The following is a 24,000-nucleotide window of genomic DNA, read 5'->3' as shown; positions in this document are numbered from 1 at the left end:
AATAGATATGTTAACTGGTACTGAATTATCCGCCTCTATAGACAAGCTACTTGTGTTACGCAAAGAGATCGTGAGCGCGTTTATTGATACGTTTGTGATGCTCGGTATTTCGACCACAGTCGCAATCGTCATCGGTGGACTGTTTGGCGTATTCTTGTTTTTGTCTAGTGATCGACAGTTTTTGCAAAACAAGACTTTGTACGGTGTGCTTGGCGGTATTACCAACTTTATGCGTGCTTTCCCTTTCGTGATTTTGATGATTGCAATGAGTCCGTTTACCAAGGCCATTGTTGGCACAGGTATCGGACCGATCGCTGCATCACTGGTACTTGCTATCGCTGGTTCGTTTTATTTTGCGCGTTTGGTCGAGCAAAATTTGCGTGAAGTGCCGCGCGGTATTATCGAAGCAACCGAATCAATGGGTGCACGACCTTTTACCATTATTAAAGTACTACTTAATGAAGCGCGCTCAGGTTTAGTATTGTCAGTCACTATTCTTTGTATCAGCTTGCTCTCTTATTCAGCGGCAGCTGGTATGATCGGTGGTGGCGGTTTGGGTGATTTGGCCATTCGTTATGGCTATTATCGCTATCAGACCGAGGTAATGATTTTTATCGTGATTGTATTATCAATCATGGTCGTCTCGATTCAAGCCTCTGGTAACTGGCTCGCCAATCGTTTAGATAAACGTTAAACCGCTTTAGAGAATACTTGACTTTACGAGCGACTAGGTTTATTTTTGGCAACACTCAACCCTTATCTCAGCTTTTACAACAAAAGCAGCATTACTATTTATAATGTTGCTTTTTTAATGTTCAGACGATAAATGTTTTACTCAATCCCATTCATTATTAAGGACATATTATGAAATTAACAGATATCAGCCGTCAGTTAGCTACCGCATTTGCCGCTGTTGGTGTATCAGGCCTAGTTTTAGTTGGTTGCAGCAATTCATCAGCGCCAGAAGCAACTAAAGAGCCAGTAACCGAAGGTACCACTGCAGAAACTGCCGCTAGCGATATCGATCCTGACCATACCAAAATCGTTATTGGTACGACTGAAGGCGATTTTGCTGATATGGTTCGTAACCAAGTAAAGAGCACGCTTGAAGCTCAAGGTTACGAAGTTGAGTTGATTGCTTTTACTGACTATGTCCGTCCTAACCTTGCATTGGCTGAAGGCGATTTGGATATCAACATCTTCCAGCACAAGCCTTATCTTGATAATTTCAAAAAAGAAAACAATCTTGATCTAGTAGAAGCATTCCAAGTACCAACGGCTCCGCTTGGCATTTACTCAGGTAAAAAGACCAGTCTTGATGCTGCATTCAAAGGTATGAGTGTCTCTGCACCAAACGATCCTAGTAACTTTGCACGTGCTTTGGTTATGATGAACGATCTTGGCTGGATCAAATTGAAAGACAACATTGATCCATTGACAGCATCAAAAGCAGATATCGCTGATAACAGCAAATACGATATCGAAATCGTTGAACTAGAAGCTGCTCAATTACCACGCGCACGTGATGAAGTTGACTTCGCGGTTATCAATGGTAACTATGCTACCGACTCTGGTATCAAATTGACCGAAGCATTGTTCCAAGAGCCAAGCTTTGCTTATGTAAACTGGTCAGCGATCAAATCTGCTGATACTGGTAAAAAATGGGTTGAAGATGTGACCAACGCTTATAACTCAGAAGCTTTCAAAAAGTACGCTCATGAAACGTTCCCTGGCTACAAGTACCCAAAAATCTGGGGTACTGACCATAGCGCACACATGGACACTGCTGCTAAAACTGAAAGCGCTGACGCTCCAGAAACTACAGAAGCTGCTGCTCAATAAGACTTTAAATCAAAGTACCTATTTTTTTAGGTGTTATGATTAATAGAAACGCCCATTACTTAGAGTGATGGGCGTTTTTTTGTCTTTTATTCTAGGAATGCTGTTTTCCAATAGGTTATCAAAATACTAACTGAGTATTAAATAACTATTAAAAATCACGTTACAGCCTGTTTGCCCTTTGTAGGAAACCGTCACTCACTCTTCCACTTGTCTTTAGTTTTTCTTATAGTGGACAGGCTCAATAGTAATTTACTCGTTAGACCATACTATTGATAACATTTAAAACTAATGAAAAATTATAAGATACACATAACAAGGGTAATAATATGAGTGCTAAAAACTATAATATTCGTACCGCTGGACAAGCAAATATCCCAATCCTAGGACTAGGTACCTGGCAGTCAACAGGACAAGATTGCGTGGACGTGGTCAAAAAAGCGTTAGAAATGGGTTATGAGCATATCGATACCGCTCAAGCTTATGGCAATGAAAAGGAAGTTGGCGAAGGTATCAGACAATCAGGTGTGGCTCGCGATAAATTCTTTTTGACTACCAAGATTTTTCCAGATGACATGAAGTTTGAACCAGAAAAACTGGTCGCAGCGGCGAAACGTTCTTTGGAAGATTTGGGTACAGATTATGTCGATCTGTTGCTATTGCACTGGCCTGATGACCGCGTGCCATTATCTGAGACCATTCCTGCGCTGTGTGAACTCCAAAAGCAAGGCTTGACGCGTCATATTGGTGTTTCAAACTTCAATATTGCTAATATCATTGAAGCCAAGAAATATGCTGATGTGCCTATCGTCGTGAACCAAGTAGAGTTTCATCCCTTTATTAAGCAAAACACATTGCAGACCTTCTTGAATAATCATCATATTCTACTAGAAGCCTACTCGCCATTAGCGCGTGGTGATGTATTTGATAACGAAGTGATTAGAGAGATTGCAGATAAGCACAACGTAACCCCAGCACAAATCTCACTAGCTTGGATCTTATCAGACAAGCATCGTGTGGCTATTCCAAAAACGTCTAACCCTGATCACCTGCAAGGTAATCTAGATGCTATCAAGGTTGAGTTAAGTGCAGACGAATTAGAAAAAATCGGTAACCTAGCCAGCTCTGACGGTCGTAAGATCGAGCACCCTGACTATAGCCCAGTATGGGATGACTAACAGGGTTAATAAGTAGGATTAATTGATTAGCTAAACAAAGCGCAATAAAAAGCCACCGATTATCGGTGGCTTTTTTATGTGGTATAAAAACTCACAATCATTACTGTTGTAGCGTTTCAGTCTCATGTATTTTTTCAGCAGGATTATACTGTTCAGAAGTAGGTATCGCTCCACTGCGATTGTTTTCTTTCATAGATTTGGCGACTTCTGGTGGCATATAGTTTTCGTCATGTTTAGCCAGTACTTCACCAGCGACGAAAGTATCGCCCTGCATTTTACCCGTGGCCACGACGCCTGAGTTTTCAGCAAATAAGTCTGGCAGAATACCTTGGTAAGTCACTGGCACGGTTGATTGAAAGTCAGTAATCGCAAACTCAACATTTAATGGATTGTCTGCTGCACGCTGCACACTACCCGCAACCACCATACCGCCAGCACGAATACGTTTGTCTTGAGGCGCTTCACCTTGGGCAATAGCGGTTGCATCAAAGTAGTAGTCAGTTTGCTGCCCGATGGCATAGATAACCAACATAACTGCTACTGCCGCCCCTGCCAGCGTAAACATAACCCACGTCAGTTTTTTCCGACGAACTGCATTCATACCACTACCCCATTAATGAGTCACTGTTTTAGGATCCATAATCAATCTATAAAACAGAAAAGTTTGAAGAAACCACCATTAGAAAAACGTTTTGAAAATGTCTTTCTAATCGTACTCTTCTAATCGCTATATGGTAGCATTTTTCAGACAAATCAATAAGCCCCATCGCTACTCGCAAGGTCATATTTTTGTCAGTAAAAGGATACGGCTTCTTACGCTAAAACCATGATATTAAAATGATTTTTATTCAGATTGCCTAATCACAGAATTCACAGGCGTTGAGGTTTTGGTGGTTCGCTGTGCTTGTCGCGCTTGCTGAATAGTCAGCTGTTTGATAAGTGACTGTCGTTGTCTGCGGCTATAGATAACAAAGGCCAACATCACGCCGATCGTTATCGCCCAGCACGACCACACAAAAACCCCATGCTTACCCATGGCGAAAAACTCAGATACGCTATAAAAGTAAGGCTGCATAGTATTTTCCTAGCCGTTATTTGTGTTGACCACGAATGTATTCTTTAACCCACGCTTTGCCTTGATCACGGTATAGAATCAGCGTGTTAGTACGATAAATCGCTAATGTCGCAACCAGTAAATAGCTGCCGATAATCATCAGTAATAAGGGCATCCACATATCTGCCGACATCTTCGGTGCGGCGGTCAAGCTAAAGGTCGCGCCTTGATGCAAGGTATTCCACCACTCTACTGAGTACTTGATAATAGGCAGGTTCACTGCGCCCACGATAGATAAAATAGCAGCCGCTTTACCGCGATTGGCTGTATGTTCAAACGCAGCAAACAGTGCCATCACGCCCGCGTATAGAAACGCTAATATCAACATTGACGTAAGGCGTGCGTCCCACACCCAGTAAGTACCCCACGTTGGTTTCGCCCAGATAGAGCCTGTAAGCAAACTGATGACACACAGCAAAAACCCCATCGGGGCAAGTGCCTGCGCGACCAAACTGGCCGTCTTAATCTTCCACACCAAATAAATCACCCCTAGAACTGCAAGGGAAAAATAGATAGAAATGGCAAGACTGGCCGCTGGAACATGGATAAAGATAATGCGATAGCTATTGCCCTGAAGATAATCAGGCGGCGCAAAAGCAAGGCCCCATACGCTACCAATGAGCAAACAGAGACCGGCCAATATCGCTAACCACTTAACCCAAGGGCTAAAGATACGAAAAAACTGCTTGGTACCCACAGTGGTCAAGAAACCCTGCCAAATGCGCTGCCACAAGCTAGGGGATGAGACGTTATTCAGGTTGGGCATGGGAAGAAACCTATTACACAGCTTACTGGCGATAAAGAATGCGGTCTATAAAAGCACCACTATTAACTCACCTGCTGGCGTTAAACACTGGATAGAATCTACAAAGAGCTGTTTACGTATTCAATTGACTATTATAGCAAAATTGCCAGTTTTCACCACGATGTTAATACATGTGATACAGATAACTGGATTTAGATGGCTATGCTTAGATAACTAGATTTAGATAACTGGGCTTAAATAATCAAATTTCGAAATCTGGACTTTAGGATTGCAACAAGCAAATCGTTTAATTAAGCCATGACATTTTTAAAGTTGTAGCAATCACCCATGGCATGACCAAGACAGAAACAATACTTCCTGCCAGCAATAAAGCCAAAATTGGCAAACCATTCAGCCCAGAGGCAAATAAATCAACCGCACCCGTAGCAAAAATCAATACTGGCAGCTGCATCGGTAAAGCAATCAAGGGAACTAATACTGCCCCATTCTTTAACGATAGCGTCAAGCTACTGGCAATCGCGGATAGCATTAGGAGCATTGGACTACCTGTCACGATAGACGCCATCAATATCCACGCTTCAAACCAACTGAGCTGAAATAACGGCACGGCAAGCAAACTAAGCGCCGCCACAATACCACTGCTAAAAATCCAATGGATTACCAGTCTAATCAGCACCCATAGCGGTAGTGACGCTTTGGCAACGACCAATTGCGCAAGCGTACCATTATCAAGCGCAGGCTTGAACAATCCATCAACGCCCATTACCAGTGACAGCAATGCAGCAATCCACACTGCTGATACGCCCAGACGCTGCAATAGCGCAGGCTCACTACCGACTGCCAGCGGAAACAAAGTAATAATAACTAAGAACAGTACTAACGGATACAACCATTGTACCGCTCCTTGCTGCTTGACTTGCCATTCACGGCGCCACAGCTGCAGGAAGCCAATACTGCGAGGCGCTGCAACAATAGCATTTGGACTTTTATTCATAGCGGCTACTGATCCTACTTGTATTGGACGGTCTGTCATTATTTGTCCTTTCACATATGCTGATGGTACTGATAGCAATCGAACTTATACCATGTGATTTGACAAATCGAGCACCTGATTGGCGACTCCAACTGCCTGATGGCTGGTCATTAGTATCGACCCGCCAACCTGTGCAAACTCGCGTAACCGCTCTTCCATACGTGCCACCATATCGACATCCAGCGCCGTGAAAGGCTCATCAAGTAACCAGAGCGGTGTCACGTCAGGAGTTAGTAGGTACAATCGCGCCAGCGTGATGCGCCGCGTTTGCCCAGCGGACAAATGACTGGAGCTGATCGTTTCAAACCCTTGCAGCCCAACCCATGTGAGTGCATCGTCAATATCAGCAGCGCTTGGCATGATGCCATATAAGTTCAGTAGAAACGTCAGATTCTGGGCTACTGTCAGATTTGGATGGATGCCTAATTGATGCGAGACATATAAAGGCTGGATGGGCAGACCCGATTGTCCTTGATAAGTAACTTCACCTGACAAAACAGGTAACAATCCAGCCAATTGCATAAGTAACGTGGTCTTTCCCGTCCCATTTGCTCCGATTAGATGGCAAATACTACCCGCAGATAGCTGTAACGCAACTCCTTCGCACAGCGGTATCTCACCGCGCTGAACCGTCAGCTCATCAAGTGCAAGTAAAGGCGTATCCAAAACCGTCATCAAAACCTCTGGTTATTTATCAAGCAGCAGTCAATATTCATCACAAACAAAGGCAATGTTCGTGGCATAATACCCTATGCTCGCTACAAACACACAGTATAACAAATTGTCGATTACTCTGACTTCAAAAAGTACGACCTCAAAAAAACATGACTTTAAAATATGACTTTAAAATATGACTTCAAAACCTATGCCGACTTCACAAGATAGCCAAAAACCTAATACTGCTGCAGAGACTAACAATGACAACGCAGACACTCGCTTGTCAAAAGAGCCATCAGCCAGCCGTTTGACAGTAGATAGCTTGATTGATGCTCAAGTCAACTTTATGCAGCAGTGGTTGCACAATCAAGCTGAGCCACTAGCGATGGAAGCTTGGCAATGGTTTTGTGCGCAGCCTTTAAGCAAATATATTACCTGTGACCATTTACAACAGCTGATGAAAGACTGGCTGTTAAATCAGCCGATGACTGAGGTGATGCGTACCGATATCCGTAATATTTTACACACTATTATTTATCACCCAGTTAATGATAATGTGCCTTTATCTGAGCTGGTCGATGATGCCCAAGTTGAAACTTTGGCCAACTATATCGGTAGTCACGAGCAGCAGCGCAATATATTGATTCATACGCTAGTCGGTAACGAAACCTTTGCAGATTTATTGACCCAAACACTCTATCACGCTATCAATGATTTCATGGAAAGCACCCTCGATAAAGCAGGTGGCGTTGGTAAATTAATGAAGCTTGGGCGCAGCTCTTTTGAAAAGGCGACCAACAAAAACCTCGATGAAAAACTGCAAACGTACCTGCATCGCAATATCAAAGATTTGACGCGCAAAGCCGAAGCCAATGCCCAAGAACACTTGTCAAACGAAGAGGTAGCACGTCTGATGGTTATGGGCTGGGATCGCATCAAAGACCAACCGATCAGCGAGCTGCAAACCTACTTAAGCGATGAGCCTGGTAATAGTAGCATCGACCATATCGAAGCCAGTATCCAACAAAGCTATAACCGCCTGCGACTGTCACCGTATCTGCACAGTTTGGTAACGGCAAGCATTGACACTTGGTATGCCAATCATCAGTCTGACACGATGGCGACCATCGCGGCGAGCTTGCACATTGATGAAGCGGCCATGAAGCAATGTAGCACTACCCTACTGCCTATCGTGTACGATGCTCTTGAGACGCCTTGGTTAACGGCTCATATTCGTGAAATGCTAGCAGCGTTCTATGCACAGCCTGCTATCAAAGAAGGTTTGGCATTCACTCACGATTAATTTATAACCCTTACTTGTCAGCATACTATTATGAGTCAACGCAATAAACTCAGCTTGTGGCAAAAGATCAAACGGTTACTGACTGCTGCCGCACCGCAGTCAGTCGTCGATGCTGCAAGCGAGCAAAGGCCTGCATCACTTGCTGACAGCGAGGTTAATAATACAAAAAATATATCAGCTGATATTTCTGATATCTCTCATGAGTTAGAGGCGAATCAGGGCAGCGAACAGAATAACCCTCAAGCACAAGCGCAAACAAATACATCTCAACTCAAAACCGATAACTTAAAAACCGATAGCGCAAATGCAGAACCTCAAAACCAGAGTGACACACCTATCGTCGACTGCTTAAAGCAATACTTCAATGACAAACAATGGCACTACACGCATTATCGACCCAAAACCAACGACAGCCAAAAATCGCATCACTTATCCTTGAGAATGCGTCATAAGCAAATAAACTGTGGCTATCTGTTTCGGGTTCAAGAAAAAAACAAACTATTAGCCATCTATGGCATCTTGCCATTTTTGATACCAGAAACTCATCAAAGTGCCGCAATGCTACTTATCACCCAAATCAACTATGACATGCTAGTCGGTAATCTAGAGATGGATGTCAACGATGGTGAGATACGCTACAAAAATGCTATCGATGTCGAAGCAGTTGGTATAGATAATGAGATTATTGAGCATTTACTACAAAGCGTGGTCGCGATGACCACGGTTGCCAACGAGCTATTTGGCAACTTGGTTAATAATCAAGACCCTGCTGAAGACATGCAAACGCTACTTGTAGAGCTACGTCAACAGACCGACGCGCGCACGTTCTTTTTACCGACTCAGTTTGTTCAATAGCTCAGTCCGTTCGATAACTCAGTTTGTTCAACAGCTCAGTTCATTCGATAAACTGGTTTTTCAATCAAGCCATAATCGACGATAGCTGATACTTGTCCCTTTATTTTTCTATCCAAAAACCATCAATATTAAGCTAGAATTCTTATGCTAAAAATTGCCTACTCTGACGTTTTTCGCTACTCCGTGCCCGAAAAGCACCGCTTCCCCATGCAGAAGTACAATATGATTCCTGAGCGTTTGCTGGCAGAAGGAACGATCAACCAAGATAACTTCTTTGCCCCTGCTCGCTTAAGCGAAGATGAGATTTTGACCACGCATACCGCAGAGTATTGGTATCAGCTTAAAACCCAAACACTGCCGCGCAAGGCTGCTCGTGCGATCGGATTTGAGATGACCCCGCAGTTGGTAGAACGCGGTCGTTATATTGCCCATGCAACGTATGAGTGCGCGCTATATGCTCAGCAATATGGCGTGGCTATGAATGTTGCAGGCGGTACTCATCACTCTTTTGCTGGTCATGGAGAAGGGTTTTGTGTTTTTAATGATGTCTGTATCGCTAGCAACTTACTATTAAATCGTGGACAGGCAAAGAAAATTTTAGTTATCGATTTGGACGTTCATCAAGGCAATGGCAATGCCAGTATCATGGCAAATGAACCACGCGTCTTTGTCTTTAGTATGCACGGTGCAAAGAACTATCCGTTTCGTAAGCAAGTATCAGACTTAGATATTGAGCTAGACAATGATACCGGCGATGCTGAGTATTTACAGATATTAGAAGATACGCTGCCACGCTTAATCGCTGAGGTTGCACCAGATATGATTTTTTATCAGTCTGCAGTCGACGTGCTCGCTACCGATAAGCTCGGCAAACTTGGTTTGACACAAGCAGGGTGCAAGGCACGTGATGAATACGTTCTGCAGCAAGCAAAAACCGCCAATATCCCTGTCGCTATCGTGATGGGTGGCGGCTACTCAGAAGATATCGAAGATGTGGTTGAAGCGCATTGTAATACCTTTCGTTTGGCACAGCAGATATTTTTTGAAGAATTCGTCTAATAAAATATCGCTGAAAAGGCTTATATACTTTAGCTATAACAATGCGGTAATACCTTGCCAGCCAACGCGTATTCCAAGCACGATTAAAATCAATAAAATAAGCTGACGAAAACGCGCTTGCGGTAAATAACGACGCAAACGGATTCCAACCAAAAGAGTCACTATAGACAGCACACTCAAAAAAGTAATCAGCTGCCACTCACCACTGCTCAGTGCCATGATAGGCTCACGCAACACGATAATTTGGGCAATCTTTCCTAAGAAATAGCACATGTTACCGACTTTGGCGATGGTGTTTTTATCGTCACTGGCAGACAACAAATACATCATCAGGATGGTCGACATCGCATTGGTCGAGCCGCCGATGACACCTGCACCAAAGCCAACGGCAATTAACATAGGCTTGGTATTTGGTAGACGGATTTGTTTGCCGAGTAAACTACTCACAACGTAGAAGGCAATGACCGCGGCCAACAATAAGAGGATATAAGCGCTATCGACCCATAGCAATAGTTTCGCACCTAAAATGCTACCTAATAGGCTAGTAAGCGCAAGCAACCAATAGCGTCTGCCGTAGTAGATAAAGTTTTGCCAAATGGTGCGTTCACCGCCTACTAGCCAGGTCATCACATTAACGACTAACGAAGGAAAAATCACTAACACAATGGCGTGTTGCAATGGGTACATACTAGCAAGCGCAGTGGTCGTCACTAATGTTGCGCCAAGTCCGCTAATACCATGCAGCAGTGAGGCAAGCGCAAAAATGATCGTCAGCACTAGCATCTGAGTGCTATCGTTACCAGCTATATTCATCATATCGGTCACACCATTTTAGGCTCAGCGTCTATATCTATATGCTAGCTACACGCTTTGAGCCTGTAGCTCTAACTATCTTTACGTTGACCGATTACTTGACCGATGATGCTAGCTAGTTGCTCAGCAATTTTATCTTTACTGGTCTTCTCAAGCGTTACCGTGTCACGCTCATAGCGCTCAGAGAAAAACACCTGCATCGCATTGTCATCACTGGCAAAACCGATATCTGCACGTGAGACATCATTGCAAGCAATCATATCCAAATCTTTTGCGACCAACTTACCACGGGCATAACGCTCAACATCTTGTGTCTCTGCGGCAAAACCAACGACAAATAGCTCTGGATGCGCAAGAGAAATCGTCGCTAGAATATCAGGGTTTTTAACCAGACTGAGCGTCATGGCGTCTTGTGTCTTTTTAATTTTTTGCGGTGCAGCTTCTTCCGTACGATAATCTGCCACGGCTGCGGTCGCAATAAAGATATCTGCTTTTACAAATTGGTTGTCATCATAAGACTGTAGCGAGTCATTATGGTTGTGATCATGGTCGCTTACATCATCATCACCGCAACCACAGTCGCCATGATGATGCTCGTGAGAATGGTTATGAGAGTGCTCATGTTCATGTGGGTGCTCATGAGAATGGTCATGCTCATCTTCAAAGACTAGTTGAAGCTCGCTATGCGTACCTTCCACACATTGCTGCGCGGCTATCAGCATATCTTCGGCAGACAGCACATCGATTCGTGTGACATTAAGCGGCGTGGGCAATGCCACTTTACCACCAGCAATTAAGACAACGTCTGCGCCAGCAGCCACGCAGGCGCGTGCCAATGCAAAGCCCATTTTTCCTGAAGAGTGATTAGACAAATAACGCACAGGGTCGATCGCCTCTACTGTTGGACCTGCGGTAATGACTACTCTTTTGCCTGCTAGCAATTGCGGCGTTGTATTCATCGCTATGAACAGTAACACCTCATCCAATAACTGCTCAGGCTCAGGCAATCGCCCTGCTCCGACATCACCGCACGCTTGCTCACCGCTAGCTGGTTGGATAATTTGATAATTCATATCGCGCAATGTTTGCACGTTTAGATTGACTGCTGGATGCGCCCACATCTGCTGATTCATGGCAGGAGCAATAATGACGGGCGCAGTAGTGGCCAGACACACTGTGGTCAATAGATCATCAGCCATACCCATGGCCAGACGCGCAAGCGTATTGGCTGAAGCAGGTGCAATCACGATTAAGTCGGCCCACTTAGCCAGCTCAATATGCCCCATGCCTGCCTCGGCTTGCTCATCGAGCAACGATACATGCACCTCGTTACCCGTTAATGCTTGTAGAGTCAGCGGTGTGATAAATGCTTGTGCGCCTGTCGTCATGATAACGCGCACATCAAAGCCTGCCTTAACTAACAAGCGGGCAAATATAGCAGATTTATAAGCGGCGATACCGCCAGTAATAGCAAGCACAATATTGGACATAAGCGTGGCATCAACAAAAAAGTAAAAAGATAAAATTGCGCTTATAGTAACAATTATGAGATAAATTGGGTAAGATTTTCCGTATCTATCTCAGATAACGAGTATCAACCCATTTTCAAGGAGTGACAATGGCGATCAAAGACTGGCACGAGGATGACAGGCCACGCGAAAAACTTTTAAAATTTGGTGCAGCTCATTTGTCTGATGCCGAGATACTGGCCATATTTTTGCGTATGGGTACTCAGTCTCAATCAGCGATTGAATTAGCGCGGCATTTGATTGATCAGTTTGGTAGCTTAGCCGAGCTATTGGCCGCCCCTCAAAAGACGGTTCTTGCCTGCCATGGTATGGGTCCTGCAAAGTACGCCCAAATATTAGCTTCACTCGAGATGGGTACGCGCTATCTGGACAGCCAACTCAAAACTGGGCAAGCACTAGGACGCTCACAAGCGGTCAAAGACTATATCAGCACTCAGTTGCGCGGTGAGCACCGTGAAGTATTTGCGGTACTCTGTCTGGATAATGCCCTTAACCTTTTAAACTTCGAGATATTATTTACAGGTGGCATCTCATCATGTTCCGTTTGCATCAAGCACGTACTGCGGCATGTCCTAAGCCACGCTGCTAGCCAACTTATCATCGCGCACAACCATCCTCATACCGATGCCAAACCATCGACGGCAGATAACTTACTGACCTATGAGCTAAAAAAAGCCTGCGACCTATTAGATATCTCGCTTGTCGATCACATTATAGTTGGACGAAACGATACTTTGTCTTATGCCGAGAGCTGCCTTGCCCCTTTTAGTTAGCCCTTTGGCTAGTTCTCGATAATAGCTAGCTATGTGTTCCAACTAGACATATGACTAACCTGCAAACAATTATGTTTGATACATATCATCGACAGAGCGTAGCATTTTGGCTCTTGATAGTTATCGACAACTGTTTCATATTAGTAGCCATTCTTGTCATTTATTTGTCAATTACTTACTAGACCGTTAATACTAGTACTTAAGAGACATAGAACCAAGGATTTAGTAATTAAAGAATCATTCGACATATTTATAAGACAGTAAGTGGCAAGACGAAAAATAATTATAGTTAGCTCTTTCATTTACGTACTTTTCGCATTTTTTATTCAGCGCTTTAAAGGAGATAGTCATGGCAATTGGCTTGTTTATTTTGGCAGTCATCATTCAGTTAGCCGTGGTCTTGGCCATCTTTTTGTTGTCCTTATCACGGGTCACCGGTAGCATCGTCGCCCTGATTACAGTTATCGTCACCGCAATTATCAGCCCATGGTCGCTCATTTTGGGTATACCAATGGCACTACTGTGCTTGGTCTTACTCGTCGCACCGCTTCGCCAATCGTTAATCACTAAGCCTGTCTATAAGGCGCTGGGTGGTGCGATGCCGAGTATGAGTGATACAGAGCGTGAAGCGCTTGATGCGGGTACTAGTTGGTGGGAAAAAGAGCTGTTTATGGGTGCGCCAAACTGGGATACCTTTGCCAACTATCCTTATCCGCAGCTCTCAGAAGAAGAGCAGGGTTTCATCGATAATGAAGTAGAAACCTTATGTGCCATGCTTGATGAATGGCAAATTCAGCATAAAGATAAAGACCTATCACCTGAAGCATGGCAATTCATTAAAAGTAATGGTTTCTTAGGTTTAATCATTCCAAAAGAATTTGGTGGCTTAGAGTTTAGCTCTTATGCGCAAAGCCGTGTAATGAGTAAAATCGCTTCGCGCTCGCCGACTGCCGCTGTAACCTGTATGGTTCCCAACTCGCTCGGCCCTGGTGAGCTATTGATGCATTACGGTACGGACGAGCAAAAGCAGCGCTGGTTGCCAGGTCTTGCCAAAGGTGATGAAGTGCCTTGCTTTGGTTTAACTGGGCCTGAAGCGGGTTCTGATGCAGGTGCTATTCCTGATACAGGTGTAGTTTGCTACGGCACGCACGAAGGTGAACAAGTGCTTGGCCTACGCATGAACTTCTCTAAGCGTTGGATTACCCTAGCACCTGTCGCCACTGTCGTTGGTTTAGCGTTCAAAATGCACGATCCTGAAGGTCTGCTTGGTAATCCTGAAAAAACCGACTACGGCATTACCTGTGCCCTCGTTCCAGCTAATCACGAAGGTGTCGTAACAGGACCACGTCATAATCCAATCGGCTCACCATTTATGAATGGTACGGTCGATGGCAAAGATGTTTTTATTCCATTAGATTATATCATCGGTGGCGTCGAGAACGCTGGTCGCGGCTGGCGCATGCTGATGGAATGCTTGGGCGTTGGTCGAGGTATTTCTCTGCCGGCTCTATCGACATCAGCCAGTGAAATGACCTATCTGTCTGTCGGTGCGTTCGCAAAAGTTCGCGAACAGTTCAAGATATCAGTAGGTAAATTTGAAGGTGTACAGGACGCCACTAGCCGTATGGCGAGTAACACTTATATGTTAGAAGCGTTCCGTCATTTGGTCACTTGCGGATTAAACCAAGGTGGCACACCCTCTGTCATGACTGCCATGGCAAAATACTATGCGACTGAAACCATGCGTAGCGTCGTCAACGACGGTATGGATGTGGTCGGTGGTCGTGCTGTACAGATGGGTCCGCGCAATTTCTTAGCGACACCTTATCAGGCGATTCCTGTCTCTATCACGGTAGAAGGCGCTAACATTTTGACCCGCTCACTCATGATCTTTGGTCAAGGTGCGATGCGTTGCCATCCTTATTTATTCGACGAGCTTCAGTTACTACAGAGCGAAGACAAAGCTGCTGCCACTGAAAAATTTGATACCCTTTTCTTCAAACATTTGGGCTACACGTTTAACCGTGGTGCAAAAGCCTTTGTCGCAGGTTACATCGGTGGTAGCGATAAGGCGCCGAATTTCGCAGACGCCTTTACCCGTCCCTATTACAAACATATCAACCGTTTAAGTGCGAGCTTTGCCCTAACTGCTGATATGGCATTAGGACTACTAGCAGGGGATTTAAAGCGTAAAGAGATGTTATCTGGTCGCTTAGCAGATATTCATAGTCATCTATTTATTGCGACTGCTATTTTGCAGTTCTATGAGCATGGTAGTAAGTCAGAGTCTGAGCGACTGCATGCCGAAGTTGCGCTACAAAACAGTTTGTATACGATTCAAGAAGCCTTTGTATCATTCTTTGCCAACTTCCCGAATCGTATGGCAGCCAATGTGGTTAGCTTTGTGACTTTTCCAAGTGGACGTATCTTTACCCCAGCAAGCGATGAGCTGAAACGCCAATTGGGTGATACTTTCATGGATGATTTTGCAGCCAACCCGTTCCGCGACTATCTGAAAACAATGGTTTATTACAACACAGATGCAGACGATGTAACTGGTCGTATGGAACATGCTTATCAGACGTTGGTGGAAATCGAACCATTGTGGCAGAAGTTCAAAAAGGCAGAGCATCAAGACAGCTTTGAAGGTCTAACCTTTGAAGACCATGTGGTACACGCCAGTCAAAATGGTGGCATTACTGAAGAAGAGGCAGAAATTCTGATTCAATATAACGCCATGCGTTTTGATTCATTATTGACTGATACGTTTGACGAGCATCTATCGGAAGCGCTAGAACGTGATAATCCACATGCGCTTGAAAATGCAGTTCATCAACTGACTGATTATGCACAGCTAAAAAGACAAGCGCAGAGTAAAAACGGTATCGCTGTGGATACCGATGCAGCTGACGTTGAGGAGCTAGCCACTAACGAACCAACTATTAACGATCTAGACAGTACTGCAAATACAGACGACCATACTGGCGATGCCAATCCTAATCATGGTTATGAAAGTGATGGCGATGTAGAGTTGGTCAGTGAGCAAGATACTGTCAAAGAAGTAAATTCTCAGACAGATTTTGAAGAGTCAGAGCCTGAGATAGAGGCGCTCGATCATCGCCATCGTGATGCTGAATCACATCTTAACGAGCGTATGGGCAATAATCACAATCGTCATATTGCACCACCTGATGAGATAAATGCTGAAGCAAGTGATAATGATATCAACCCTTTAAAGCGCCAATCACCTCTATCACGCGAAGAAGACGATAAGGTTTAATAATTTATTCTGTTTCTAACATTAGCATTAGAAACTAAATATTATTAGATTTATAGTAAAACTTTTACTTTTTATTAGCCGGATTATCTATAAACGATAGTCTGGCTTTTTTTGGTCTATTGAAAACCTTAAGCTTAATTAATCATATTCCTTCCTTTGCATTTTGATAATTTAAAATCAACGGTTTGATATCAATAGTTTGACATATTTGCTTACCCTAAAAACTCTTTCATGAATATTTTGTTTCATATGGGAAACAAACCGTTTAGAATAAATATTGACTATATTATGGGCACATAGTTGTAACGAGGAATGTACATTTAGAATAAAATCAGAAAAAAATCTTGCAGTGCCCTTAGCTATTCTTTTATATTGTCCACGAAAATGTGACATCGAGCGACAATCACGGGAACTTAATAGTCATAACAAGCTTTGTAGTAAGGCTGATAAGTACAATCATGTTGGCTAATGAACACTTACTATAAAGCTGTTATGCACACAAAGGATATGAATTATGTGGAAGAATTTGGGACTGACGGGCAAGATCATTGTTGCCATGGTGCTCGGTATTGGACTGGGCCTATTTCTAAACTACTCAGGATTGAACGGCGAAGGTGGCTTTGTTAACACTTACATCACCAATGGCTTCCTTGCCATTGTTGGTAAACTATTTGTCAACTCGCTAAAAATGTTGGTCGTACCTTTGGTGCTTATCTCACTGATTTGCGGTGTATGCGGTATTGGTGATATTCGCCTACTTGGACGTATTGGTACCAAAACGTTCATTATTTATATGATAACCACTGCACTCGCTATTGCGACTGCAATTGGTCTTGGCTCGTTATTCGGTATCGGTAAAGGCATGAATATCGGAACGGAAGCCGAGTTTGAAGCAGCGTCAGCGCCGCCTCTACTTGATGTGTTCTCTAACATTATCCCATCGAACCCCATCAGCGCGATGGCAAATGGCGATATGTTATCGATCATCTTCTTTGCTATTTTGATCGGTGTCAGTATCTTGATGGTAGGTAAACCTGCCAAAGGCTTAGTGCAGAGCCTAGAGCTAATCAACGAAGTCATCTTAAAGATGGTCACGATCATCATGAACCTTGCACCATATGGTGTATTTGCGCTATTAACCAAAGCAATGGCAGAGCTAGGTTTAGACTTGATTTGGTCACTACTGGGTTATGTCGCGGTATTGGTCGGTTCATTGGCCTTCCACTTCTTTGTCACTATGATGATTGTACTTAAAGTATCTTCAGGCCTGTCTATCAAGACGTTCTTGGCAAAAATGCGTGAAGTACAGATCTTTGCTTTTAGTACCTCAAGCTCAAACGCGACGATTCCTATTACCTTGCGTACGGTTACCAAACGTATGGGTGTAAACAACTCAGTTGCGTCGTTCACTGTTCCTTTTGGTGCTACCATCAATATGGATGGTACGGCCATTATGCAGGGTACTGCGACCATTTTTATTGCCAACATTTATGGCATTGATTTGGGCGTGACCGAATACTTAACCGTCATCTTGATGTCAGTACTGGCATCTGTTGGTACGGCTGGTGTACCTGGTGTTGGTCTAATCATGCTGTCTATGGTATTCGCTCAAGTGGGTCTACCAATCGAAGGTATCGGTCTAATCTTGGGTGTGGATCGTATCCTTGATATGTTACGTACTGCTGTAAACGTCGGTGGTGATGCTGCTGTAACTACTATCGTGGCAAAATCAGAAGGCAAAATGGATCTGGCTATTTACAACGATCCTAACGCTGGTGCAAAAGACGTATTTGATGGTCATATCGATGAAGACAATGAGCGTGAGTTCTCTGAAGTCTTTAGTGATGGCATCATGGGTAGTGAATACGATGATGTTGATCGTCGCCGCTAACCCACTCCTGCTAGATGGAAGTGCATAAAATAAAAAACCTCAGTCAAATTGGCTGAGGTTTTTTTATGATTAATAATCAGTAAATAATAATGATTGATACGGTTCTATCAACAACTAATTAGCCAAACACATACTTGGTCAACATCGCCAGACAGACCAATACAATTACTGGACGAATCAATTTGCTACCGCCTTTAACCACCATATGTGAGCCGAAATAGGCACCGATGGTTTGTCCGACCATCATCGCTAGCCCCACTTTCCACAGTACGTTGCCACCCAAAATAAAGAAGATTAACGAGCCAATATTGGTCGATAAGTTCAATACTTTTGCCGCACCTGTTGCCTCAATAATTTGACGACCACGTAATGCCACATTACCAAGCGCAAAAAACATACCCGTACCTGGACCGATATAACCATCATAAAAACCAATCAACGGTGCCACGACTTTTTGCCATTTGCTCTCTGAGATACGCGGGGCAGCCTCTACCTCACCCAACCTAGGGGCAAATAATGTATAGATACCGATAGCAGCAATCAAAAATGGAATCACCTTTTCAAGCAAGTCAGGTGGTGACATTTGTACAGCGATGGTGCCGATAACGGAACCTATAAAAGCGGCGATGATAGCTACTTTGATACGTTGCGGTTTGACGACTCCTTTCCTAATCATAGTAATAGACGCCGCTAGTGCGCCTGATGCCGCTTGGAGTTTATTGGTACCAAGCGTTAATACTGGTGGGATATTGGCCAGTAGCATAGCTGGGATGGTCAATAATCCACCGCCGCCAGCGATAGCATCAATAAATCCTGCCAATGCGGCCACCGCAGTAAGCATTAAAATAATCTCTAACGAGAAAGTTAAGTCCATGACACTGACCTGCAAAATATGATAAGAAGAGAAAAGGAGTTCTGAGATAAGGCTAAAATATCGTTATCGATAAGCTGATAGCTTACCAGTGCTAGCAAAAGAAATAATGACACGTTGCACAGCGCTGCTCATTATAAAGATAAAACCGTAAAAAAAGCCAAAAACGTAACAAAGTCTGCTAAATTTGTCTAATAACATTCCGAATATGCTCAACCGAATAGCGACTTATTAAAAAGATGTAACGACTTACAACTATTGTGCTCGTCAAATCCTCTTTATAATATTGCTATTGTGAATATAAAAAAGTAGACCGTTGGCACTGGCTCAACGTATTTTGTTGTCTATATTGATAAGAGTATGAGAAACTGTTTCTGTCTATTTGCTACCTCAAAATTATAGGTAGCGCAGACATTGATGGATATTTGAGGTTATTTAGTAAATTGTATTTAGCGAATGAGGATGATATGGCAATACGAAGGATTAAAGCATTTTTTGAATTTGAGGCAGCAGGCGGTATCGTCTTAGCATTGGCTGCCATTGCTGCAATGATCATTGCCAACTCCCCTCTTAATGTTTGGTATGAAGGTTTTATTCATGCACCAGTCGCCATTCAGATTGGTGAGTTTGCGATTGCAAAAGATGCTCATCACTGGATCAACGATGGTCTGATGGCAGTTTTCTTTTTCTTAGTTGGATTAGAGCTTAAGCGTGAAGTACTCATCGGTGAGCTGTCCAACGTCAAGCAGATAATACTGCCAGCAGGTGCCGCATTGGGTGGCATGATTATGCCAGCGATTGTCTATCTGCTCTTTAACTACAATGAGCCTGAGTTTTGGAAAGGTTGGGCCATTCCTGCTGCGACAGATATTGCCTTTGCACTCGGTATTTTGAGTCTCTTAGGTAATCGTGTACCTAACTCCCTAAAGGTCTTCTTAGTCTCTATTGCTATCTTCGATGACATTGGTGCGATTCTGATTATCGCTTTGTTTTATACCAGTGAGTTGTCGTTAGAGTCATTGGCAGTAGCTGGTTTATGTTTGCCATTCTTATATGTTCTTAATCGCCGTAACGTCACCAACATCACGCCATATCTACTCATTGGTCTGATCATGTGGATTGCCGTACTCAAGTCTGGTATCCATGCAACATTGGCAGGTGTGGTATTAGCACTGTTTATCCCGATGTTCGACCGCACTGATCCTGAGCACTCTCCGCTTGAAGAGCTAGAGCATGATCTGCACAATACCGTCGCCTTTGGTATTTTGCCAATCTTTGCTTTTGCCAACTCGGGTATCTCGCTCGAAGGCGCAGGTTTTGCTGAGTTATTCCACTCAGTGCCGCTAGGTATTGCCGCTGGTTTGTTTATTGGTAAGCAGTTAGGCGTCATGTTCATGTGCTGGTTAATCTTTAAGCTTGGTATCTCAACCATGCCAAAAGGTATGGATTATAAGCAAATCTACGGTGCAGCTCTATTGTGCGGTGTTGGTTTTACCATGAGTTTGTTCATCGGTGGCTTGGCATTTGCTGGCGACACCACTATGTTTGATGAGCGCTTGGGTATTATTATGGGTTCAATCGTCTCTGGTATTGCAGGTTACATCATGCTGAAAATGAGCTTAAAAGACAATGCTAGCGGTACATCGGTCGATTTGACTCGCCCGCATTAATGAATACCTTTGAGATATAGAGTAGCTTATAGTGGTACTGCTTAATATTAATGCCACTTATAAGCTGCTCTATTTTATTTGTATATGCGTTATCGAGATATCTATAAGTGACCTAGCAATCAATCACAAGGCTGCATAATGTGATTGATTGCTAGCATCATTTATTTGTGTTCATAGTTATTATCGTTATCACAGCTATCGGAGCTAACCATGTACCGACCTATACACCGCGTTGTGCGTCAATTGTCATTAGGGTTATCTGTGTTCGGTAGTATCTATCTGCTAGCAGGCTGTGCAACACTCTCCAAGCAAGAATGTCTCATCGGTGACTGGCAAGCTATCGGCTATAACGATGGCGTGGCAGGTTACCATTCAGACCGCTTAGCATCTCATACAAAAGCCTGTGCCAAAGCCAGCGTCGCCCCTGACTATCAGGCATGGGAGCGAGGTCGTAAACTTGGTCTGCAACAATACTGCACCATCAATAATGCCTATAACATCGGTAGACGTGGTCGTCAGTTGAACAATGTTTGCCCAATTGCTATGGCTAATACATTGCAAACGGCTAATCAAAAAGGTCTAGATTATTACGCCTTAGACAGTCAGTTAGACAAAGACAGTCGCCTCTTAGATACTTATCAATCAGAATTCGATAAGCTAGAAAATGGTGAAATGCTAGATTTTGCTAATGAAAAAGAAGCCCGTGCACGGCTACTATCTCTATCTGATGAGATTCGCGATACCAAACGCCGTATCCGAATAACACAGCAGCAATTAGATTCATTGAACCAATCCAGTAATTTTTACGAATGACTGGGATGCGAAGCTATCGCAATGCAAGTTTTACGTTCTAAAGCACGCTCTAACTCTGAAAATGGTACTTGATAACTATGGATAAGAAAATCATCAATACGGCAAGTACTCCAACTGACAAACCTGACTTTCCATCATCGAATGCTCAATCATCGAACGCTTATCAGCGTCATGGACGTACCACTGCTATCGATGACCATAGCGATTTGCAGGTTTTAAAACGCATTAAACGTTATCTATTGCCAAAAGATTTTACGATATCGCCTGCTCTACTTGATGAAATCGTGGCAGGTTATGACATTGGCGATCCACTCGCAGACGCGCTAGCAACTCAAAGCATAAAATTTGCAAAGCCCTTACAGCATATTATTCTTGGCGATAGTCCAAACAATAAACTTACGAACAACGACCTTGCAACCAACCCATTATTTAGCGCGCTCACTGAACAATTTAGCAGCCACCCTGACTGGTTCGACCCAAAGCTTGCTCAGATAGGTGCGGTTGCCTATCGGCGCTATCCACTCATGCTCATTTGGCTACTGCGTAATGTTGCTCTGATGGCTGGCTATAGCATCCCTGCACTCTCGCTACCGCTCATTCAGACGGGCGCACTGATGCACGATGCGCTACCGCGATTGATGCGTACTTATGCCTATATCTTGGCCGTGTCTGAACACCCCTCATCTAATATGAGCACACGCAATCAAAACAAACCTATTGATCAAGTATTGGCCATTGGCTCTGAGGGCTGGCGACAATCGATCCAAGTACGTCAAATACATACTTTGGTACGGCAAAACTTACTCAAAGGGAAAGGCAATGCTGCTACAGGCGTGATACCAAACGCCGAGCAACATCATAACCCTGACGGCAGTTGGAATACTGACTATTGGGGCATCCCTATCAATCAAACCGATATGATTGCCACCCACTTACAGTTCTCATTACTTATTATGCGCGGTCTACGATTACTGGGCGCACGTATTAGTACAGAAGAAGCTGAAGGTATCTTACATTTATGGAACCTTGCTAGTTATTGGATGGGGGTTGATTTAGATCGCTTACCAAAAGATGAGGCCGCATATTGGGAATGGCTCTATACCTATCTATCGATACAGCAGCTAGACTTTAAGATGGGTCAGCCATTGGCAAAAGCATTGCATGATTTACCGCGTCAGCTCATGGGTGAAGACAATCGCCGTGGACGTTTTGTGGAAATGGTCAACGCAAGTGTCACTCGCACTTTGGTCGGTGATGATATAGGCGATGGGCTAGACTTACCAAAATCAAAGATACGCTTTGGCGTGTTGTCTTCTGTACCGATTCTTTTTGCGCTCGATACTGCACGGCAGCATAATGCGTCCGTAGCCCACAAGCTAGAAGCATTCCGTGCCAAGCGCCAAGACAATATGAACTGGTGGCTTAAAAAGAACGATGATTATTATAAGTAGATGACCATAGTCATTCCACTATAAAATCATTACTGCGTTAACCTCGTTTGAAGTATCACATATACATCTACACTCGGTTGCCTTGTACTACTTTTAAATTGAATCGACTATATTATTAATAGATGACATTTATTAGCGTTTATTTTCTACGCGGTAATACCATTCGAGCTGTCGATCAAACCCTGTTTCTAATAGGTTAGCAATTACCCGTCCTGTTAGTCCCCATACTGTCTCACCATCGACCTGCCAGCTCGGCGTCAGTATGGTAGCCATTTGCTCTTGCATTTTATACTCAATTTCATACTCTACCGTTGGTTGAGTGACTAATGACTCTAAGTCTGCCCAAAAGATACGTGATATTTCTCCCGCTTCAGGTACGAGCACCAAGCCAGGAGCAATGAGTGCCACGATTGGGCGTACGCTCATACCACTTTTTGAAGTTTGGATCGGTAGCTGACCAAGCAACTGGACTTTATTAGGTGGTAGTGCTGTTTCTTCGCAGGCTTCACGCAATGCGGTAACGACATTATTGCCATCGCCTCGATCATGTTTACCACCCACACAAGACACTTCACCCGCATGACTGTTCATGTGGGCGGCGCGGCGTGTTAATAATAGTTTAGGTCTGCGCTCATGAGTAATAGCGACCAGTATTGATGCATCGGCAATCGGTGTCTGATATAGGCTATCTAAAACGCGGCTACTATGAGAGGCATTATGAGTCTCGTACATCGCTGGACTTGTCAGCGCATTTAAGGTCTCATGTTGCACTCGCTCAGCTAATTGACGAAGCGTCGGATGACGAATAAAAGTAGGTACAGCAACTGACAGGTTATCGAAACTTACAGCCTCCGGTGGGAATAACATTATAATTGCCCTATATTTTTATCGTTATTAAGCGGTACAAACAGCATCTTTCTTGTTTTCTATTATTAAAATCGCGACTAGTAAATAAAACCAACAATCTATTTATCTATCTATCTATTGTTTTCGGTCACTCGTTTTGTTAGCGGCTTTGATATCAATAATTACTGAACACTCACTAGACTAGCGCAATATAATAGTGGCTGCATGCTATTTATGTGACTGATTCATTGCTTATCAA

The 24,000-nt window shown here is 43.7% G+C and carries 20 protein-coding genes and 2 pseudogenes; 12 read left to right on the top strand and 10 right to left on the bottom strand.

What is annotated here, in order from left to right:
* Nucleotides 1-7: 7 nt before the first annotated feature.
* The 3 genes from ACHEVO_RS09895 (at nucleotide 8) to ACHEVO_RS09885 (ending at nucleotide 3,017) form a co-directional block, all read left to right on the top strand.
* Complete coding sequence (locus ACHEVO_RS09895; protein ID WP_057761583.1) at nucleotides 8-694, top strand: methionine ABC transporter permease; 687 nt, start codon at nucleotides 8-10, stop codon at nucleotides 692-694.
* Between the two features lie 170 nt (nucleotides 695-864).
* The gene (locus tag ACHEVO_RS09890; protein ID WP_394124796.1) at nucleotides 865-1,842 is read left to right on the top strand and encodes a MetQ/NlpA family ABC transporter substrate-binding protein; all 978 of its coding nucleotides are present in this window, start codon (nucleotides 865-867) and stop codon (nucleotides 1,840-1,842) included.
* A 326-nt stretch (nucleotides 1,843-2,168) separates the two neighbouring features.
* Entirely contained in the window at nucleotides 2,169-3,017 is an 849-nt protein-coding gene (locus ACHEVO_RS09885; protein ID WP_394124795.1) for an aldo/keto reductase, read from the top strand.
* 100 nt (nucleotides 3,018-3,117) lie between these two features.
* Here the strand turns inward: ACHEVO_RS09885 and ccmE are convergent, their stop codons facing one another.
* From ccmE to ccmA, 5 genes are all read right to left on the bottom strand, one after another.
* Nucleotides 3,118-3,618 (bottom strand): cytochrome c maturation protein CcmE, encoded by a 501-nt coding sequence (ccmE, locus tag ACHEVO_RS09880; RefSeq protein ID WP_102091822.1) that lies wholly within the window; start codon nucleotides 3,616-3,618, stop codon nucleotides 3,118-3,120.
* Nucleotides 3,619-3,861: 243 nt separating this feature from the next.
* Nucleotides 3,862-4,092 carry a heme exporter protein CcmD gene (gene ccmD, locus ACHEVO_RS09875; RefSeq protein WP_394124794.1) on the bottom strand — a complete coding sequence of 77 codons (231 nt, stop codon included), beginning with the start codon at nucleotides 4,090-4,092 and terminating at the stop codon, nucleotides 3,862-3,864.
* A 16-nt stretch (nucleotides 4,093-4,108) separates the two neighbouring features.
* Nucleotides 4,109-4,897 (bottom strand): heme ABC transporter permease CcmC, encoded by a 789-nt coding sequence (gene ccmC / locus ACHEVO_RS09870; RefSeq protein ID WP_290175925.1) that lies wholly within the window; start codon nucleotides 4,895-4,897, stop codon nucleotides 4,109-4,111.
* A gap of 286 nt (nucleotides 4,898-5,183) precedes the next feature.
* Nucleotides 5,184-5,891, bottom strand: coding sequence for a heme exporter protein CcmB (locus ACHEVO_RS09865; protein ID WP_379544889.1), 708 nt, complete (start codon nucleotides 5,889-5,891; stop codon nucleotides 5,184-5,186).
* An 84-nt stretch (nucleotides 5,892-5,975) separates the two neighbouring features.
* Nucleotides 5,976-6,605, bottom strand: coding sequence for a heme ABC exporter ATP-binding protein CcmA (gene ccmA, locus ACHEVO_RS09860; protein ID WP_394124793.1), 630 nt, complete (start codon nucleotides 6,603-6,605; stop codon nucleotides 5,976-5,978).
* A 175-nt stretch (nucleotides 6,606-6,780) separates the two neighbouring features.
* On the opposite strand from ccmA, the gene ACHEVO_RS09855 reads away from it, so the two are divergent.
* From ACHEVO_RS09855 to ACHEVO_RS09845, 3 genes are all read left to right on the top strand, one after another.
* Nucleotides 6,781-7,890 (top strand): hypothetical protein, encoded by a 1,110-nt coding sequence (locus ACHEVO_RS09855; protein WP_394124792.1) that lies wholly within the window; start codon nucleotides 6,781-6,783, stop codon nucleotides 7,888-7,890.
* 30 nt (nucleotides 7,891-7,920) lie between these two features.
* Nucleotides 7,921-8,745 carry a hypothetical protein gene (locus ACHEVO_RS09850; protein WP_379543196.1) on the top strand — a complete coding sequence of 275 codons (825 nt, stop codon included), beginning with the start codon at nucleotides 7,921-7,923 and terminating at the stop codon, nucleotides 8,743-8,745.
* Between the two features lie 144 nt (nucleotides 8,746-8,889).
* Nucleotides 8,890-9,804: a histone deacetylase family protein gene (locus tag ACHEVO_RS09845; RefSeq protein WP_394124791.1), complete on the top strand. Its 915-nt coding sequence runs from the start codon at nucleotides 8,890-8,892 to the stop codon at nucleotides 9,802-9,804.
* A 33-nt stretch (nucleotides 9,805-9,837) separates the two neighbouring features.
* On the opposite strand, the gene ACHEVO_RS09840 is transcribed toward ACHEVO_RS09845, so the two are convergent.
* The 3 genes and pseudogenes from ACHEVO_RS09840 to coaBC all read right to left on the bottom strand — a co-directional run.
* The gene (locus tag ACHEVO_RS09840; protein ID WP_101206033.1) at nucleotides 9,838-10,620 is read right to left on the bottom strand and encodes a sulfite exporter TauE/SafE family protein; all 783 of its coding nucleotides are present in this window, start codon (nucleotides 10,618-10,620) and stop codon (nucleotides 9,838-9,840) included.
* Nucleotides 10,621-10,688: 68 nt separating this feature from the next.
* Nucleotides 10,689-11,195: pseudogene (locus tag ACHEVO_RS09835) on the bottom strand (phosphopantothenoylcysteine decarboxylase domain-containing protein); the annotation flags it as partial.
* A 114-nt stretch (nucleotides 11,196-11,309) separates the two neighbouring features.
* Nucleotides 11,310-12,107: pseudogene (gene coaBC / locus ACHEVO_RS09830) on the bottom strand (bifunctional phosphopantothenoylcysteine decarboxylase/phosphopantothenate--cysteine ligase CoaBC); the annotation flags it as partial.
* A 128-nt stretch (nucleotides 12,108-12,235) separates the two neighbouring features.
* Here coaBC and radC point away from each other — a divergent pair.
* The 3 genes from radC to ACHEVO_RS09815 all read left to right on the top strand — a co-directional run bounded on the left by radC (nucleotide 12,236) and on the right by ACHEVO_RS09815 (nucleotide 18,090).
* A complete protein-coding gene (gene radC / locus ACHEVO_RS09825; RefSeq protein ID WP_394124790.1) occupies nucleotides 12,236-12,919 on the top strand; it encodes a RadC family protein in 684 nt (227 codons plus the stop codon).
* Nucleotides 12,920-13,268: 349 nt separating this feature from the next.
* Nucleotides 13,269-16,199: an acyl-CoA dehydrogenase gene (locus ACHEVO_RS09820; protein ID WP_394124789.1), complete on the top strand. Its 2,931-nt coding sequence runs from the start codon at nucleotides 13,269-13,271 to the stop codon at nucleotides 16,197-16,199.
* Nucleotides 16,200-16,713: 514 nt separating this feature from the next.
* Nucleotides 16,714-18,090, top strand: a complete 1,377-nt coding sequence (locus ACHEVO_RS09815) for a dicarboxylate/amino acid:cation symporter (protein ID WP_057761609.1) — start codon at nucleotides 16,714-16,716, stop codon at nucleotides 18,088-18,090.
* A gap of 118 nt (nucleotides 18,091-18,208) precedes the next feature.
* Here the strand turns inward: ACHEVO_RS09815 and ACHEVO_RS09810 are convergent, their stop codons facing one another.
* Nucleotides 18,209-18,964 carry a TSUP family transporter gene (locus ACHEVO_RS09810; RefSeq protein ID WP_101206038.1) on the bottom strand — a complete coding sequence of 252 codons (756 nt, stop codon included), beginning with the start codon at nucleotides 18,962-18,964 and terminating at the stop codon, nucleotides 18,209-18,211.
* 464 nt (nucleotides 18,965-19,428) lie between these two features.
* Here ACHEVO_RS09810 and nhaA point away from each other — a divergent pair, with 464 nt between their 5' ends.
* The 3 genes from nhaA (at nucleotide 19,429) to ACHEVO_RS09795 (ending at nucleotide 22,895) form a co-directional block, all read left to right on the top strand.
* A complete protein-coding gene (gene nhaA / locus ACHEVO_RS09805) occupies nucleotides 19,429-20,631 on the top strand; it encodes a Na+/H+ antiporter NhaA (protein WP_102091810.1) in 1,203 nt (400 codons plus the stop codon).
* A gap of 210 nt (nucleotides 20,632-20,841) precedes the next feature.
* Nucleotides 20,842-21,444, top strand: coding sequence for a DUF2799 domain-containing protein (locus ACHEVO_RS09800; protein ID WP_394124788.1), 603 nt, complete (start codon nucleotides 20,842-20,844; stop codon nucleotides 21,442-21,444).
* 77 nt (nucleotides 21,445-21,521) lie between these two features.
* On the top strand, nucleotides 21,522-22,895 hold the full coding sequence (locus ACHEVO_RS09795; RefSeq protein WP_394124787.1) for an oxygenase MpaB family protein: 1,374 nt from the start codon (nucleotides 21,522-21,524) through the stop codon (nucleotides 22,893-22,895).
* A gap of 132 nt (nucleotides 22,896-23,027) precedes the next feature.
* On the opposite strand, the gene ACHEVO_RS09790 is transcribed toward ACHEVO_RS09795, so the two are convergent.
* Nucleotides 23,028-23,762 carry an NUDIX hydrolase gene (locus ACHEVO_RS09790; protein ID WP_394124786.1) on the bottom strand — a complete coding sequence of 245 codons (735 nt, stop codon included), beginning with the start codon at nucleotides 23,760-23,762 and terminating at the stop codon, nucleotides 23,028-23,030.
* Between the last annotated feature and the right edge of the window lie 238 nt (nucleotides 23,763-24,000).

Origin of the sequence: Psychrobacter nivimaris (assembly GCF_043419765.1) — a bacterium.
Classification (GTDB): domain Bacteria; phylum Pseudomonadota; class Gammaproteobacteria; order Pseudomonadales; family Moraxellaceae; genus Psychrobacter.
The sequence above is the reverse complement of the archived record's forward strand: the minus strand, read 5'-3'. Positions and strand labels throughout refer to the sequence as shown.